We start from the raw sequence: 15,927 nt of genomic DNA on the forward strand, positions 1-15,927 counted from the left end.
CCCGAAGTATAGACGGAAAGAAATATATAATCAAGTAAGGAAAGATTTAATCGAAATCTTCAAGCGTTTATGTAAATACAAAGGAGTCGAGATCATAGAGGGACACATGATGCCAGATCACGTGCACATGTTGGTCGCGATACCGCCGAAGATCGCCGTGTCCACGTTCATGGGATATCTGAAGGGAAAAAGTTCGCTCATGATCTTTGAGAAGCATGCTGGACTAAAGTATAAGTATGGGAATCGAAAATTTTGGGCGGAAGGATACTACGTGAGCACCGTGGGTTTAAATGAAGCCACGGTAGCCAAATACATCCGTGAACAAGAAGCACATGACCAAGCCATAGACAAATTGAGTGTAAAAGAATACGAAGATCCATTCAGTGACAAAAGGAACAAAAAGAAATAAGCCCGTTTAACGGGTAAGTGAAGATGACAAATTACACTGAGCCTGAACAAATGTGTGGTTAGGCTAGCGTCTTTAGGCGCAGTTTGGCAACAAGGGGTTATACCCCTAGAGCAAACCACCCGTTGGACGGGTGGTCCTGATTTGCCCGCGTGCCCGGATAAGCACGCATTTTCTAGTTGGTGAAGGCCGTGGAGCGGGAGGGGTCAATCCCTTGTGCAGGGGGATTTCTGAGCAGGCCAATCCGCCCGGCCATGCCTCTGAGCAAGGTAATCCGCGACATAGGCCATTCCCTAAACAGGTAAATCCCGCCCGAGCCAATCTCGCGCACCCGCGCAAACCAATCCCTGAGCAGGTCAATCCCGCCCGAGCCAAGCCTCTAAGCAGGTCAATCCGCGCGCAAGCTAATCCCCCGCGTAAACCAACCCACATAGCAGGATAAGCTCCGCCCAAGCCAATCCAGCGCAAACCAATCTCCGCTCAAACCAAACTCCCGCGCAGGCTGCGGACTGTATAGCTCTTATTTATGCGTATCTGTTCATTTCTCCGGGTTCGCGGACCGTATAGCCGTTATTATGCTCCAGCATCGTGTTTTTGGAGGTAATTTGAGCAAATAGCTGCATCTCAGTCCGAAAGGTGGCTTAATGAGGCGTATATATGTGGATAAGGGCGCCTCGGTCCGCATCATTTCACTCTGCACTCAACCTCTGCCCGAATCACTCTGCCCCGAATCACTCTGCCCGAATCACTCTGCCCGAATCACTCTGCCCCGAATCACTCTGCCCCCAATCACTCTGCCCTTAATAACTCTGCCCTCAATAACTCTATTTCCAATCACCCTGTTCCAATTACTTTCTGCTTGTCTCGCCTTCAGATGCGGATCGTGCGGATCAGGTCGATGAACAACCCGATCAGCGGGGAGTAGTGGCGGTCGCGATTATAAGAATAGAAGATATGCCGCTGAAAATTGTAGTCCGGAATAGTACGCATCATTAATTTTCCCCTTGCCACCTCATCCTCCACGGCAAGCCGCGAAATAAAAGACACATGTCTGCCGCCCATAAGCGATTGCTTGATCGCCTCCAGTGAATCGAGCAGGATATGGGCTCTTGGCGTTACGCCGGATCGTTCAAACCATTTGTTGGTCAATTGGCGTGTGCTCGATTCCATGTCATGCAGAATAAAATGGGCCGATGCGATCTCGGATGGACTAAGCCTGATCTGAGCTGCAAATTCATGCGTGGGGGCGAACACCAGTACAAGCTCATCTTCGCATAAGGATTGGCTGTGCAGAGTGGGCACATAAAAGGATTCGGTGGACAATATGCCCAAATCAATTTCATGATTTACCAGCATCTCTTTAATTACAGGGGAGGGTTTAACCGATAACGAAATCGTTGTTCCCGGATGCTGCTCTCCGAACTGGCCCAGGATTTGGGGGAGAATATACGTGGCCGGCACATAACTTGCGCCGATTTTGAGCGTGCCGCGGCCTGCATTATTGAACTCCTTCACTACCCGCTCGGCCTCTGCGGCCAGTGCATTGATTTTGACGGCATAATGAAGAAACGCCTTGCCGCTTTCCGTCAGGATCATTTTATCCATTCTCGACTCAAAAAGCTTCTCCCCGAGCTGCTGCTCCAAATTCTTCAAATGATAAGTCACTGTAGGCTGCTTCAGTCCCAATTCTTCGGCTACTGTCGTGATTTTCCTGTGTTTATGGAGCAGTTCTACGATCTGCAGCTTAATCAAATTCAGGTTCATTTCTATTCACTCCCTCGTCTGCTAGCTAAACGATAACATAGAAAAATTCTATGAATGTTAAAATAAATCGGTGAAAAAGTTAATATCGGCGTTACACCCGGCAAATATTGCGGGAATTGTTTGCCTATAAACTAAGGACATGTTCATAGCAACCTTACTTTAGTGCAGTCATTATCTCTTTATAAGTTAAGAACAGGCAGGTACATGAGAATGAAGCAGCTTATCATTAGCGGACTGGAAAAGAAATTCGGTGACGTGCATGCCCTGAAGCCTGCTGATCTGACCATTGCGGCAGGAAGCTTTACCACGTTGCTTGGGCCTTCGGGCTGCGGTAAAACCACCCTGCTTCGTCTGCTAGCAGGACTGGAAACACCGGATGCCGGAGAAATTGTGGCTGACGGGGAACTTATTTTCTCCAGTAGCCGGAAGATCAGCCAGCCGATTCACCGCCGGAATTTCGGCATGGTCTTTCAGGATTTTGCGCTTTGGCCGCATCTGAGTGTCTTTGAGAATGTAGCGTTTGGGCTGCGGGCATCGCGGCAGAAGAAGGAGCTGCGCAGCCGGGTGCAGGAAGCGCTGCGCAGCGTAAGACTGGAAGGACTGGAGCTGCGGTTTCCCCATCAGCTGTCCGGCGGGCAGCAGCAGCGGGTCGCTTTTGCCAGAGCGGTGGTGACCCGGCCCCGGCTGGTGCTGTTCGATGAACCACTCAGTGCGCTGGATGCCGTCCTCCGGGATGAGATGCGGCTGGAGCTGCTCTCCCTGGTGAAGGACATGGGCATCACGGCACTGTACGTGACACATGACCAGACCGAAGCGATGTCCATGTCGGATGAGGTGGTTGTCATGCATGGCGGAAGCATCCTGCAGACCGGTGCCCCCGAGGAAATTTACAAGAAGCCGGCAGAGCCTTTTGTTGCCCGTTTTATCGGCAGGTCAAACTGGATTGTCCACGGGAAGCAAATGCTTCGGCCGGAGCAACTACGCTGGATCGACAGGGAGGGAACCTCTCAGGCATTTACCGGAATCATCCGGCATGTCAGCTATATGGGTGACCGCTATGAGGTCATTCTGGAGATGCAGGGAATGGGCACCTGGACGGCCTATCATTCACACCGCTTAACGGTGGGTGAGAGCATTCAGGTCTATGCCTCACAGAAGCACATTCACCATCTGAACTAATCACAATTATTATTAGGAGGTCTTCCCTTGAAATTCATTAAAAAAAGCAAACTAGGTTCCGTTCTCTTGACTGCCGTGCTAAGCATCAGTCTGGCTGGCTGCGGTTCCTCCAATACACCTGAGGCTAACGCTAAAGAGAACGACAGCAAGACCAAAAACAATAATACTCCGTCTGCTACTGAACAAGCCTCACCACCGGCAGAGAATACGCTTAGCGGCAGTCTTGTGGTATACAGCGCTGGACCTGAGGGACTGGCGAATAAAATCAAAGAAGGGTTTGAAGCGGAAACCGGAGTCAAAGTGGAAATGTTCCAGGGTACCACAGGCAAGATTCTGGCGCGGATGGAAGCGGAGAAATCCAACCCGGTGGTCGATGTGGTGGTTCTTGCCTCCCTGCCTTCCATGCAGGGCATGAAAAACGACGGATTGTTGCTTCCTTATCAAGAAGCGGTGAATGCCGGCAAACTTGTCAGTGACTGGTCGGATGCGGAAGGGAATTACTTCAGCTACAGTGCGTCCGCACTGGGAATTGTCTATAACACCAAGAAAGTAACCACACCGCCGGCTTCCTGGGCTGACCTGGGCCAGCCGGAATGGAAGGGCCTGGTCAACATCCCCGATCCCTCGCTCTCCGGATCGGCACTGGATTTCATGACCGGTTACCTGAGTGCTCAGGGAGACAGCGGCTGGGATCTGTTCAAGCAATATAAAGCAAATGGGGTGGCGATGGCAGGGGCGAATCAGGAAGCACTAGATCCGGTAATTACCGGTGCCAAATCTGTGGTTGCTGCAGGAGTTGATTATATGGCCTACAAAGCCAAAGCGGATGGAGAACCGGTGGATATCGTGTATCCGGCAGAGGGCACAGTAATCAGCCCGCGTCCGGCGGCCATAATTAAGACGAGTGCAAATGTGGACAACGCCAAAGCATTTATTGATTATCTGCTTTCCGATGAAGCCCAGGCACTCGTAGCCAAGGCGTACCTGCTGCCGGGAAGAAGCGATGTGAAGGCGGAGAACCGCGCCAATCTGGATGAGATCAAAACCTTTGACGTGAAATGGGATTGGATGAACGAACATGGCGATGAAGTGTCCACAACATTCACAGATTTGTTCAAATAAGCGGAATGAAAAATAACGCTTTACGCTCATTTAAGTGGGTGAGCAGCAGCCTTGCTTTGTGTATACTGGTCATTCTGGTGCTGCTGCCGCTGCTTCTAATCTTCTGGACCAGCATTTATCCTGGTCAACAACTCGATATCACCGCGCCGCTCAGGACCATTACCGGAAACAGCGGGCTAATGAAGGTGCTGCTGAATTCTCTGGGACTTGGAGCAAGCGTAGTCGCCTTGACTACAGTGTTCGCCTTGCCGCTGGCTTGGATTATGGCCAAGAGTGACATCGGGCGTCACGCTTGGCTGGATGTTGTCCTGCTGATTCCGTTCATGACGCCGCCTTACATCGGTTCCATGGGGTGGATGTTATTTATGCAAACTGGTGGCTATATGGAGCAGGTTCTTCCGTCTTCTGCAGCGCTGACCCCATACTTCTTCAGCTATGGGGGGATGGTGCTGATTATGAGCCTGCATCTGTTTCCTTTCCTCTATCTGCTGCTGCGAAATGCGCTGCTGCAAATCGGAGGCGGGTTGGAGGAAGCGGCTTCGGTTCACGGCGCTCCATTCTTTTACAAGGTTAGAAGAGTTATTGTGCCCTTGCTGTTATCGAGTTACGGGCTTGGTGTGCTGCTGATCTTTGTCAAGACGATTGCTGAATTCGGGACACCTGCGACCTTCGGGCGTAAAATCGGGTTTTATGTTCTGACCTCGGAAATTCATAAATATATTTCCAGCTGGCCGATTGATTTCGGCAAAGCGACTTCACTGGCCAGCCTGCTGCTCGGAGTCTGCCTGATCCTCTGGTATATCCAGACGATCATCAGCAGCCGCTATTCTTACCGCCTGGTGGGCGGGAAAGGGATACGCAGCAAGCATTACGCCGCAAAGGGAGCCTTGGGCTTCTTCAGCTGGGGGTATATTGTGCTGCTGCTGCTCGCTTCCGTCGGAGTCCCGTATTTCTCCATTATTACCGCCTCATTATTGAAGCTGCGCGGGGAGGGGCTGTCGTGGGGGAACCTGACGTTAAGTCATTATGCTGAGTTGCTTTCTCCAGGATCACCAGGCCTGCAGGCACTGATCAACAGCTTCAGCCTGGCGATTGTTGCTTCGAGCATCGCAGTAATTCTTGGCACATGGCTCGCGCTGATTATTGGCAAGGGCACAGCATGGCGGCAAAAATGGACCGATCTGTTCAGCCTGCTGCCGAACACAGTTCCGGGCATTGTCCTTGTCGTTGGGCTGATCCTCCTATGGAATGCCCGCTGGATGCCGGTCCCGCTCTATAACACTTACGGGATGGTCGTGCTCACCTATGTCGTGCTGTTCCTTCCCTACACCGTGCAGTATGTCAAGGCCAGCTACGGGCAGATTGATTCCTCCCTGATGCAGGCGGGGCAGGTGTTTGGCGGAAGCAAGGCTTACGTGTTCCGCCGTATCCTGCTGCCGCTCATTCTTCCCGGAATGGCGGCTGGCTGGATGATGACCTTCACCATCTCCGGCCGTGAATTGGTGGCCTCGCTGCTGATTCTGCCGCCGTCGATGCAGACGTCGGCGACTTATATCTTTGCCCAGTTTGAACAAGGTGCAGTGGCGATGGGCATGGCAATGGCCGTAATCTCTGTAGGCGTTACAACTGCATTGCTGCTTGTAATTCAATACTTAAGTCCAGACAGAAAGCGGAGACAACTATGACCAAGCTGACCATATGGGGGGGCGCCGGGGAGCATGGGCGCTCCTCCTACCTTTTACAGGGTAAGGAATCCTGTATTTTGCTCGATTGTGGTGTGAAGAAGGAAGGGAAAGGAGAGTATCCGCTGCTGGATGCCGCGGTTATTCCGCAGCTTCAAGCGGTTTTTCTATCCCATGCCCATGAGGACCATTCGATGGCCCTTCCGCTGCTTTATAAATATGGCTATAAGGGGAAAGTATGGACAACACGCGATACCGTCAGGCAGTTGCCCGGCTATTTCGAGGCGTGGAGCCGATATGCGGCCGCTGAGTCAGCCGGGTTGCCTTATGGAGATGAAGACAAGCAAGCGATGGAGTTTATGTTTCTGGACGAACAGGCCGGACCCCGCACCTGGCTGAACGTTGCACCTGGCCTGCGTGTGCAGTGGGGTCGAACCGGACATTTGGCTGGTGCGGTATGGCTTGCCCTGGAATGGGAGGGGAAGACGGTCTACTTCTCCGGTGATTACACCGAGGAGTCGCAGCTGCTGGCAGCAGACCGGCCACAGGCGCTGTTCTTGTCCGGGCCGGAGGCAGGCAGGGAGCAAGGAGAAGCCGATCTGGCCATCATCGACGCCGCCTACGGAGCGGATCCCGAAGAGCAGCATGTGAAACTGCTGCAGCTGGAGACTGCGATCCGGGATACTTTAGAAGGCGGAGGCTGTGTGCTGCTGCCGATGCCGCTGCAAGGCCGGGGCCAGGAGCTGCTCATCTGGGCTGCTGAGCGGTTTCCACAAGCGCAGCTTGTGGTGGAAGAGGCTCTGCTGGCTCCGCTCCGAGCGCTGCGAACCCGTTCAGGTTGGCTGAGAGATGAGGCTCCCGGCTGCATTGACCGGCTCCTGAACAGCAGAAACTTGAAAGCAGTCTCCAGTCCTTCCGAGCGGAAGGAGGCACTGCGGCAGCGGAAGAATAAGATAATCTTCACGAACGACGCACTGCTCCAGTCGCCTACAGCCCAGTGGTATTACCAGCAGCTGCTTGATGTTCCCGGCAGCCATGTGATTTTTACAGGTCATTTGCCTGAAGGCAGCTTTGGCCGCAACCTGCTTGGGCAGCAAGGCAGCGGCAGCTGCATGGTTTCACTGATCCGCTACAAGGTGCATCAAGGCCTTCCTGACATCCGCCGGATGCTGCGGGCTGTTCCAAGCCGCCGCACAGTGCTGGTTCATGCCCCTAAGAAGCAGACAGATCAGGTGCTTTCCATCCTGGAGGAAGAAGGGTTTACGGGACTGTATTCTCTGCTTCCCGGGGACAGTATCTCCTTCTGATGCACCCGAATACCCTCTTTCAGACAGCAAGCCAGCTCGACATCTGAGCTGGCTTGCTGTCTGTTTGCTGTTATCTACTAAACCCAGCGGTCCGCAAAAGGGCGGTTCAATGGGTTATTCAAATAGCTACTGTCATTCCGTGACCAGAACCCGTGGTGAAGTGCTGCGGATAACGCTGGAGGCGATCCAGCAGCCAAGACCGGCCACGGTCATACAAAGCAAAGCGAGGAAGGAGATGCCAGCCCACTGCATTAGGAGCGGCAGCTTGACAATACCATAGGAGGAGAGCAGCCCTCTTAATATGCCGGGGAGGAGGAATACCCCGCAGCCAATGCCGAGAGCCGTACCCGCCGCGGACAGCGCCACAATGCTCCAGGTTACTGCGCCTCGGATGTTATTCGAAGTCAGCCCGATGGATTTGTAGATGCCATAGGTCTTGGTTTCCTTGCGGATATGAATCCGGCAGGTACTGTAAATAATGAGGCAGGTGACCAGCAGAAACAGCAGGCTCAGAATGCTCATCGGAATGATCAGAACCGCTGTAGCTTCCTTGAATACCGAATCGAGCAGGGTTTGCTGTTTGATGGCCTGAATTCCAGGGCCATATTTGTCATTCAGCTGCTGCACTATCTTATCTGCATCATCGTCGTTTATTAAATTCAAGTAAGCTGTATCAGGGTGAAACTGGGTGAGCGCATCCGAGGTTATTCTGGCCTGATTGGACATATTGGCAATCGATTGATAAATGCCGGTCACTGTGAAGGTATGCTGCTCTCCTTCAACATACAGCTCGATAACATCCCCCAGCTCTTTTCCAAGCTGCCTGGAGATGTTGATGCCGATGGATATTTCATTCCGGTTGGCCGGATTTCTGCCGTTTAAGGAGGCGAAGCCCACCTCATCCAGACTTCCTTCTACGGCATTAAGCGGAATGCTGAGGGATTGTGAAGCATCGCCCACCTTCCCGGAGCTTCGCATGGTTTCTGCAGACACAACGCCGATGGATTGGCCCGCCCAGTTAAGGTTCATGATAGCGGGATCGGCCTTAACATCGGCATTCAGAGCTTCACGGTCGAAATTCGCTTCGTTCACGACCATGACAACAATATCAGAGGCATCATAACCCCACAGCGGTGAGGTTTTCTGCATTTGATAGATGCTGTTCAAGAGGACAAAGCCGAAGACCAGCACTGACGTTGTAACGGTGGTCAGAATAAGCATCAGGATAGAGCCTTTAAGATTTTTGGTTACATTTCTCAGCCCGATGACAGCAGGAACCGGCCAGCGCTCAAACTCACGGCCCCGCTTTCCACGGCCATTCCAACGTTTGCCAAGGCTGCTGTGCGAGGCTTCAGACATGCCATAACGAATGGCCTGCATCGGCTGGATGGAACGGGTTTTGCTGGCATAAAGCCATACACATACAAGAATCAGCAGCAGCATCCCTGCTCCGACCATCCAATCACTCCAAGCTCCCTGGAGCTGGATCGAGGAATGATCTGTTTTTAAGAAGGATAGAGACTGTTCAATAATCACTCCCGATAAAAAGCGGCTGATCCATAGCCCGGGCAGGATGGACAGCAGCGCAAGAAAACTGTACTGGGCAACGTAGGTGCCTATAATCTGCCTTGAAGTCAGACCCATGGATTTGAAAATCCCAATGGTTTTGTAATTGGCCAGAATCGCATCCGAAATCGTAAAGCTGATCGTAAACAAGGCAACCAGCATCATAACAATGCCAAGGAAGCTCATGACAAAACCGATGATTTTGTTCATGATAAAGTAGAAAGCTGAAATTTGCTCATAGCTGTTCATCTCTTCCATAAATGGAGTGCCCAGAAATTTCTCAAACCGTTCCCAATAATCAGCACGCTGGCTGTAGTCAGCGAAACGGAGTCCTAGAATATATGAATCTGTGTCTTGTATAGAGCTTAGATCCTGCTGGTAGTCACTGCTGTTCATCCAGATCCGCGCTGTTGTGGAAAAGGGCCCTCCCAGCGGAAGGTCGATCACGACAGCAGATACAGTTAAGCTAAGAGGAGTATTACCTGTCTTGAACTGAAGCTCGTCACCAATGGAAACATCATATTTATAGGCGAGCGAGGTTGGAATCCAAATCGTGCCCTGCTCGGGATGAGCAGTCTCCGGTCCTTGGGCAAATACAAGCTCATCTGTGCCAAAAGGCCGGTCCGGTGTATTCATCATATACAAATACAGGTTAGGGATATCTTCTCCGCTGTGTTTAACTCCTGCCAAAGGCTTGTAAGGCAGCAGCACGGATGCCGTTACGCCATCCTGCTGGGACCACCACTGGGCTGACTTCTGCGGATTATGAAGACCTCTGCTGAACATTAATAGTTCATGGGAGCCTTTAGTGTCGCGATGCAGGCTTTCGTAGAGATCTTCCGAGTTCGAAATAACGGTTATCGCGGTGTTCGTCAGCAGCGTGGACAGCAGAATAAGCAGCGCAATCAGACTGTTCTGAACTTTGCGTTTCCTCAGATTCCCCCAGCAAATCGTCATTATTGCATGCATTACGTAAGGCTCCCTTCACGGGAGATGTAGGAGAAGATGAGGGACTCTCTGTCCTGCAGCTGATCAGGGGTAAAAGCACCAAGCTCCAGCACGCCGCCAACCTGACCATCGCGGATAAAGATCAGCCGGTTCGCACGGCAGGCTGATTTGATATCATGAGTGACCATGACGATGGATTGTCCCTCGGCATTCATGCTTGTCAAAATATCGAGTACCGCAACGCCCTGATCATAATTCAGGCTTCCTGTCGGCTCATCTGCAAAAATGATCTCAGGCGTATTGATTAATGCCCTCGCAATAGCAGCTCTTTGCTGCTGGCCCCCGGACACCTCGGCTGGCAGCCGGTGCTGCTGCTCTTCAATGCTCATTGCCTTCATCAGCGACAAGGCTTTCTGCTTCACTTCACGCCGTGGTCTTGCTGCAACATAGCCGGGTAAAGCGATATTTTCCAGCAGTGTCAGATCGGGCACAAGATTGCTGCTCTGATAGATATATCCGATTTTTTGGGCTCTCAGCCCGGAAAGCTCCTTTTCGGAGAAGCTGTCCATACGCTGCTGGCTGAAATGTACTTCACCTGCGGTGACCGTGTCCAAACCGCTAAGCAAGTAGAGCAGCGTTGATTTTCCTGACCCGGAATCTCCCATAATTACGGTGAAATCCCCTTGGTAGATGTCCAAATCAATATTTCGGATGGCGTGGAATTGCTCGCTGCCGGTGGAATAGGTTTTACACAGGTTTTTGGTATGAAGTATCGCGGTTTTCGGCATGCATAAATCCCTCCAGTTATCATTTTCCTTCATTGTAGAGGGGGAATCTTGCAATAAGCTTATCAGGTTATTAATAAATTATTACAAGGCAAGGATCTGTCAGCATATAGGCAGGGTGAAATAAAATTCGGTCCCCTGATGTTTGGCGCTTTTAAAGGAAATGGTGCCTTGATGGGCTTCAATAATATGTTTGCAGATCGACAGACCCAGTCCGGATCCCTCATTGAACCGCTTCTCAAATTGTGAAGGCGCATGTCCCTGGAAATAACGTTCAAATATAAAGGGCATGTCCTGCGGCAGAATTCCCTCCCCTGTATCGGATACGGTCACCGTAAGCTGATGCTGTTCCTGGACGATGGCTACCCGGATCGTATCTCCGGCAGAAGTATGCTTCAGCGCATTGGCGATAAGATTGGATAGAAGCTGTTCGATTCGGACAGGATCTATGCGGATCAGCACGTTTGGGATTTCGGAAGGCTCAGTAAATTCCACGCCTGCCGTACGGATATAAGGGCCTATCGGCCTGAGGATAGACTCGAAAATCTCCTTGCTGTAATGCTCCACGGGATGTACAGAAATTTGGTCCAAATCTCTTAAAGCATGCACCAGCAAATCCTCGACCAGCATGGCCATCTTGTTGGCTTGCGCCTGCATAATCTCCATATACGCCATAACCGCCGGCAGATCGGAGCAGACCCCTTCGCGGATCGCCTCAATGTAGGCTTTTACGATGGTCAGCGGTGTTTTCAAATCATGTGAAATATTGGAGATGAGCTCCTTCTGGGCCTTGCTCTGCGCTTCTTTTTGCATGCTTAGCGTCATAATTTCACTCCGCATTTGATCAAATACGGCGTAGACCTCACCTATTTCATCCTGCTTTGCATATTCGGCTTTCTGCCCGTAGTTCCCCTTGAGAATGGCCTCGGCATGATCCTTTAAACCGTTAACCGGATGAAGGAGGTCGTGATTGATTTTGTACCGGAGCCGGAATAGAAGCAGCAGCACGAGGAGCAAGGCTATCATCAGCAGAGTGAACATGGCAGGAAAAGACGTAGTTTGCCTGTAAGCGAGGAGTGAGCCGGGCAAGGTGAAGATCGCATTTCCAGCCTGCACTCCGGACTCAGGATCAACAACCGGGAAGGCCAGTTTGAACATTTCATGTGCTGTTTTGGAGCTGTATAGATCATAATGCAGATCACTTTTAAGATTAAGTTTGTCCTTATTCATGGAATGTGGAGCAGAGGAGTCGAAAAGAATGGTACCGTCAAGGCCAGTGTATTGCAGGTGGAGCTGCTTTTCTTCACTCCACTTACGCAGTTCTTCCCGTATCCTGTTCTGACTGGAGACTTCGGTGTGATGCTGCTCCAGAACCAACATAATACCGCTTATCTCAATACGCGCCTGATTCACCACTTCGTCCGGAAGAACATCCTGTTCCGTAGTTGAAAGTCTATACTGAATGAACGCCCCGCAGCCTCCCATAATTACAATACAAGCGATGGCTGAGGCAAACCACGGTTTAAACCAATTTCTCCAATACATAGTTCAGCGGCTCCATTCTTTGATTTAATCCAGGTTGAATTTATAGCCGACTCCCCATACGGTTTTGAGATACTCAGGATTGGAAGGGTCCGCTTCAAGCTTCTCACGCAGCCGGCGTATGTACACGGTTATAGTGCTTTCATCTCCAAAGGAGGTGTAGCCCCAGATTTGATCGAGCAGCTGGCTCTTGGAAAATACCTGGTTTCTGTGCTCGGCCAAAAAGAACAGCAGCTCAAATTCCTTGGCAGACAACGAAATCTCACGACCGCCTTGCGTTACCTTATAGGCTTTTTTGTCGATGGTCAGGGTACCGATAGAAATCAGTTCGTCCTGCGGCAACGGATTTCCGAGGCTCTCCATTCTGCGCAGATGAGCCTGAATTCTTGCCACCAGCTCGCTGAGGGAAAAGGGCTTGGTCATATAATCATCCGCACCGAATCCCAGCCCCAGCACTTTATCGGTATCGCTGCTGCGGGCGCTTAGAATGAGAATTGGCGTCCGGGTTTTATCGCGGATTTGTCTGCACAGCTCAATCCCGTTTGCATCAGGCAGCATGATATCCAGAATAATGAAATCGGGCTGTACTGTTTCTAGCAGCCGAAGACCGTCCACGCCATTGTCTGCAATATGTACGTCAAAACCCTGCAATGTAATATAATCCTTCAGAATACGGGAAATGTCCTGTTCATCTTCAATGATGAGAATCCGTTTGCGTTGCTGCATCGTTTACACTCCTACTTGTTTATTCTGCTTCCATTATATAGGGCATTCCTGAGATTCACTATAACTCCTTATGTTCTCTATGGTTTCGGGCAGAACATAGCTTTATTATCGGAAGTATCGTCTGATATAATAGGCTTAACTATACAAATTTAAAACATAGGGTTGCTTGCTGCAATTTGGAGGAATACATAATGATTGAAAGCACAAAACTTCACATCCCCCATGGCCGCAACTCCCTGGTACCCCGGCCAAGTCTGATGAACAAGATCAATGAAGGAATGACTGCAAGGCTCACTGTTGTATCAGCACCCGCCGGTTACGGGAAGTCAACAGCGTTAAGTGAATGGGTCAAATACAGTGGATTGCGTGCCGCCTGGGTGTCCCTGGATAAGCAGGATAACGACTGGATCACGTTTTGGAGCTATGTGACAGCTGCGGTCGAGGAGCAGTTTCCTGGGTTTGGAGCCAGAATCCGGCCTTTGCTTAAGAAAGGCTCCTCAATCTTCTCAGAGCCTGCACTGGACGTTATGCTGAATGAATTCAGAGAAACTGCTGCCGATCTGGTCATTATACTCGATGATTATCATTTCATCAGTCTCCCGGAAATACATGATTCGCTGGTTTATCTACTCCAGCATTTGCCGCCTCATATTCACTTTTTTATCGCTGGCCGTACCGACCTGGCCATACTGACCAGCAGTAAAGCGGAAGCAGTCACTGTACATAAAATAACTATGCAGGATTTAAACTTCCAACTGGATGAAGGGATGATCTTCTTTCGGGAGACAACGGATTTAAGGTTGACGAAGGAACAGGTGACACAGCTCTACCACCAGACCGAAGGCTGGATCAGCGGACTGCAGCTGGCCGCAATTGCTCTAAAGAGCAGTGATAACATCCCCCGCTCCATTGATGGCATAAGAGGCCAGCATCAGGACATCTCCCGCTATTTGCTGGAAGAAATGTTCTGTCATCTGCCTGAGCCCATACGCGTATTTCTATTGGAAACCTCGATCCTGAGCCGGATGAACCATTCCATCTGTGAAGTGGTAACCGGTCAGCCGGATTGCCAGGAGCAATTGGAGAGCCTGGAACAGCTGAATTTGTTCATTATCCCTTTGGATGATCAGAGAAACTGGTACCGGTATCATCATTTGCTGTCTGATTTCTTGCAGGAACAGCTGACAGCCAAAGATCCGGCAAAAATAACTGAGGCCCATATCCATGTGGCGCATTGGTGGGAGCATTATGGATTTGAAGCGGAAGCGGTGGAACATTACTTGGAGGGCAAGCAATATGAGGACGCTGTCCGATTGATTGAGAAGAATATCCTTCACCTTTTGCAATCCAGAAGTGTTGTGCTCAACCGATGGTTATCCGTCATTCCGGAGCATTATTATGCCGGGAAACCAATGGTGGAAGTCTTCTATATCTCTGTGCTGCTCGGAGTAGGGAAATGGGAAACAGCTTTTAAAAGAATTCAGCAGGCTGAGGTTTCATTCCAAACCCTGCAAGCCACTTTAAGCGAACAAGCATATCATCAGGCGATGGGCAACATCTACTTCATGAGTTCGGTCTCTGCCTATCTGCGCAAAGATTTGGTAATCATGTCGAAATACTTCGAAGAGATGAAGCAGCATATCCCGGAGGGCAGCTTTTTTCAAACGATGGGGCGCAACAGACACCAGGGATATGATGCCTTCGACGATCATTTGGTCTATATTAACGATCTTCATTATGCAGAAGAGACACTGGTGAAGTGGATAACTGTCTGGGAGAGGAAACGGGAATATCCTTTTGTAGGATTCCTGTTTGTCTCCTATACCAAGCTGCTCTATGAGTGGAACCGCCTGGAGGAAGCTGCTGCCGCTGTTCATAAGGCGCTCAAGCGTGAGGATATCAAGCCTTATGCACGGATATTGATTCACCTTACCGTCAGCGCCGTGAGAATTCATACCGCCCAGGGTGATCCTGAAGGCGCTTTGGAGCTGCTCTCCGGTCTGGGCTCACAGATTGATTCCCCGGATCATTTGCTATTTATGAAAAGAGTTGAAGCGGAGCAAGCCTTCTTGGCACTGGAGCAGGGCCGGGTGGAAGAGGCCCGCGCCTGGCTGCAGAGCTGCGATGTAACCTTTACGGACGAGGTGTCTCCGAACCTTGTTGCCGAGCATCTGATCTTGGCGAGAGTGCTTGCGGCTTGCGAACATGCGGATAATGCACTGCAGCTGTTGGAGCGGATGTATCAGCTGTTATGCCAGGAGGACCGTGAGCGGGGCCAGATTCAGGTGCTGATCCTGCAGAGTGTGCTACATCAGGGAATGGGACATACGGAGACGGCCCTTGTTAAATTGGGAACCGCGTTGCACTTGGCACAGCCGCAAGGATATATCCGCAGCTTTATTGACGAAGGCACTGCTATGAAAGAGCTGCTATCCTCTTATTTAAAGCTGGGGCGGGAGAGCAATTTGCGCAAGCGTGCCGAAGTTTCCACGGAGTATGTGGAGCGGCTGCTGCAGAGTTTTGAATAGAGGGTAACTCTCTGGCAATGCATCCAAAGAAACGGCAGAAATGCCGTTTCTTTGAGTTGTTATAAACACCAGATGGCCAGTACTCCGTAAGTACTTACTAATAGGCGGCTGCGCGATTCCATGGTGTGCTCGATCGGGCGCTAGCGGCAGGGAAATACGTACCATACGTACCCGAATACGTAACGCACCCGAAAACTTGCACCGGAAGACGTAACGCACCCGAAAACTACCGTAAAACGCACCGGATAAAGTATCGGAGTGCGTAACCCGAGAGAGTACCGGAAAGCGCACCAGAAAAAGTACCGGAGTACGTAACCCGAAAGAGTACCGGAAAGCGCATCAGAAAAAGTATCGCAGTATGCAACCCGAGAG

The 15,927-nt window shown here is 50.9% G+C and carries 12 protein-coding genes; 6 read left to right on the forward strand and 6 right to left on the reverse strand.

What is annotated here, in order from left to right; translation table 11 throughout:
* On the forward strand, window positions 1-409 hold a 409-nt coding region (gene tnpA / locus ACQ76X_RS25170), incomplete at its 5' end, for an IS200/IS605 family transposase (RefSeq protein WP_438496476.1).
* Window positions 410-581: 172 nt separating this feature from the next.
* Here tnpA and ACQ76X_RS25175 read toward each other — a convergent pair.
* Both ACQ76X_RS25175 and ACQ76X_RS25180 read right to left on the reverse strand, forming a co-directional pair.
* Window positions 582-737, reverse strand: coding sequence for a hypothetical protein (locus ACQ76X_RS25175; RefSeq protein WP_438496477.1), 156 nt, complete (start codon window positions 735-737; stop codon window positions 582-584).
* Window positions 738-1,276: 539 nt separating this feature from the next.
* A complete protein-coding gene (locus tag ACQ76X_RS25180; protein ID WP_438496478.1) occupies window positions 1,277-2,170 on the reverse strand; it encodes a LysR family transcriptional regulator in 894 nt (297 codons plus the stop codon).
* A 210-nt stretch (window positions 2,171-2,380) separates the two neighbouring features.
* On the opposite strand from ACQ76X_RS25180, the gene ACQ76X_RS25185 reads away from it, so the two are divergent.
* The 4 genes from ACQ76X_RS25185 to ACQ76X_RS25200 are packed head-to-tail and all read left to right on the forward strand — an operon-like array spanning window position 2,381 to window position 7,460.
* The gene (locus ACQ76X_RS25185) at window positions 2,381-3,349 is read left to right on the forward strand and encodes an ABC transporter ATP-binding protein (RefSeq protein ID WP_438496479.1); all 969 of its coding nucleotides are present in this window, start codon (window positions 2,381-2,383) and stop codon (window positions 3,347-3,349) included.
* 27 nt (window positions 3,350-3,376) lie between these two features.
* Window positions 3,377-4,471 (forward strand): ABC transporter substrate-binding protein, encoded by a 1,095-nt coding sequence (locus ACQ76X_RS25190; RefSeq protein WP_438496480.1) that lies wholly within the window; start codon window positions 3,377-3,379, stop codon window positions 4,469-4,471.
* Window positions 4,472-4,476: 5 nt separating this feature from the next.
* Window positions 4,477-6,156: an ABC transporter permease gene (locus ACQ76X_RS25195; protein ID WP_438496481.1), complete on the forward strand. Its 1,680-nt coding sequence runs from the start codon at window positions 4,477-4,479 to the stop codon at window positions 6,154-6,156.
* The gene (locus ACQ76X_RS25200) at window positions 6,153-7,460 is read left to right on the forward strand and encodes an MBL fold metallo-hydrolase (protein ID WP_438496482.1); all 1,308 of its coding nucleotides are present in this window, start codon (window positions 6,153-6,155) and stop codon (window positions 7,458-7,460) included. The genes ACQ76X_RS25195 and ACQ76X_RS25200 overlap by 4 nt, the downstream gene beginning before the upstream one ends.
* A 132-nt stretch (window positions 7,461-7,592) precedes the next feature.
* Here the strand turns inward: ACQ76X_RS25200 and ACQ76X_RS25205 are convergent, their stop codons facing one another.
* The 4 genes from ACQ76X_RS25205 to ACQ76X_RS25220 all read right to left on the reverse strand — a co-directional run bounded on the left by ACQ76X_RS25205 (window position 7,593) and on the right by ACQ76X_RS25220 (window position 13,027).
* A complete protein-coding gene (locus tag ACQ76X_RS25205; RefSeq protein WP_438496483.1) occupies window positions 7,593-9,995 on the reverse strand; it encodes an ABC transporter permease in 2,403 nt (800 codons plus the stop codon).
* A complete protein-coding gene (locus ACQ76X_RS25210) occupies window positions 9,995-10,762 on the reverse strand; it encodes an ABC transporter ATP-binding protein (protein ID WP_438496484.1) in 768 nt (255 codons plus the stop codon). Before ACQ76X_RS25210 ends, ACQ76X_RS25205 begins: the two co-directional genes overlap by 1 nt.
* Window positions 10,763-10,861: 99 nt before the next feature.
* Window positions 10,862-12,304 (reverse strand): HAMP domain-containing sensor histidine kinase, encoded by a 1,443-nt coding sequence (locus ACQ76X_RS25215; protein WP_438496485.1) that lies wholly within the window; start codon window positions 12,302-12,304, stop codon window positions 10,862-10,864.
* A gap of 24 nt (window positions 12,305-12,328) precedes the next feature.
* A complete protein-coding gene (locus tag ACQ76X_RS25220; RefSeq protein ID WP_438496486.1) occupies window positions 12,329-13,027 on the reverse strand; it encodes a response regulator transcription factor in 699 nt (232 codons plus the stop codon).
* Between the two features lie 191 nt (window positions 13,028-13,218).
* On the opposite strand from ACQ76X_RS25220, the gene ACQ76X_RS25225 reads away from it, so the two are divergent.
* Complete coding sequence (locus ACQ76X_RS25225; protein WP_438496487.1) at window positions 13,219-15,555, forward strand: hypothetical protein; 2,337 nt, start codon at window positions 13,219-13,221, stop codon at window positions 15,553-15,555.
* Window positions 15,556-15,927: the final 372 nt, after the last annotated feature.

It is taken from the genome of Paenibacillus sp. IHBB 3054 (assembly GCF_051594305.1).
In the GTDB taxonomy this organism is placed as follows: Bacteria; Bacillota; Bacilli; order Paenibacillales; family Paenibacillaceae; genus Paenibacillus_AQ.

Coding starts and splice junctions, on each gene's coding strand:
- ACQ76X_RS25225 (WP_438496487.1), top strand. CDS start 13,219: ATGATTGAAAGCACAAAACTTCACATCCCCCATGGCCGCAACTCCCTG.
- ACQ76X_RS25205 (WP_438496483.1), bottom strand. CDS start 9,995: ATGCATGCAATAATGACGATTTGCTGGGGGAATCTGAGGAAACGCAAA.
- ACQ76X_RS25220 (WP_438496486.1), bottom strand. CDS start 13,027: ATGCAGCAACGCAAACGGATTCTCATCATTGAAGATGAACAGGACATT.
- ACQ76X_RS25215 (WP_438496485.1), bottom strand. CDS start 12,304: ATGTATTGGAGAAATTGGTTTAAACCGTGGTTTGCCTCAGCCATCGCT.
- ACQ76X_RS25180 (WP_438496478.1), bottom strand. CDS start 2,170: ATGAACCTGAATTTGATTAAGCTGCAGATCGTAGAACTGCTCCATAAA.
- ACQ76X_RS25195 (WP_438496481.1), top strand. CDS start 4,477: ATGAAAAATAACGCTTTACGCTCATTTAAGTGGGTGAGCAGCAGCCTT.
- ACQ76X_RS25210 (WP_438496484.1), bottom strand. CDS start 10,762: ATGCCGAAAACCGCGATACTTCATACCAAAAACCTGTGTAAAACCTAT.
- ACQ76X_RS25200 (WP_438496482.1), top strand. CDS start 6,153: ATGACCAAGCTGACCATATGGGGGGGCGCCGGGGAGCATGGGCGCTCC.
- ACQ76X_RS25185 (WP_438496479.1), top strand. CDS start 2,381: ATGAAGCAGCTTATCATTAGCGGACTGGAAAAGAAATTCGGTGACGTG.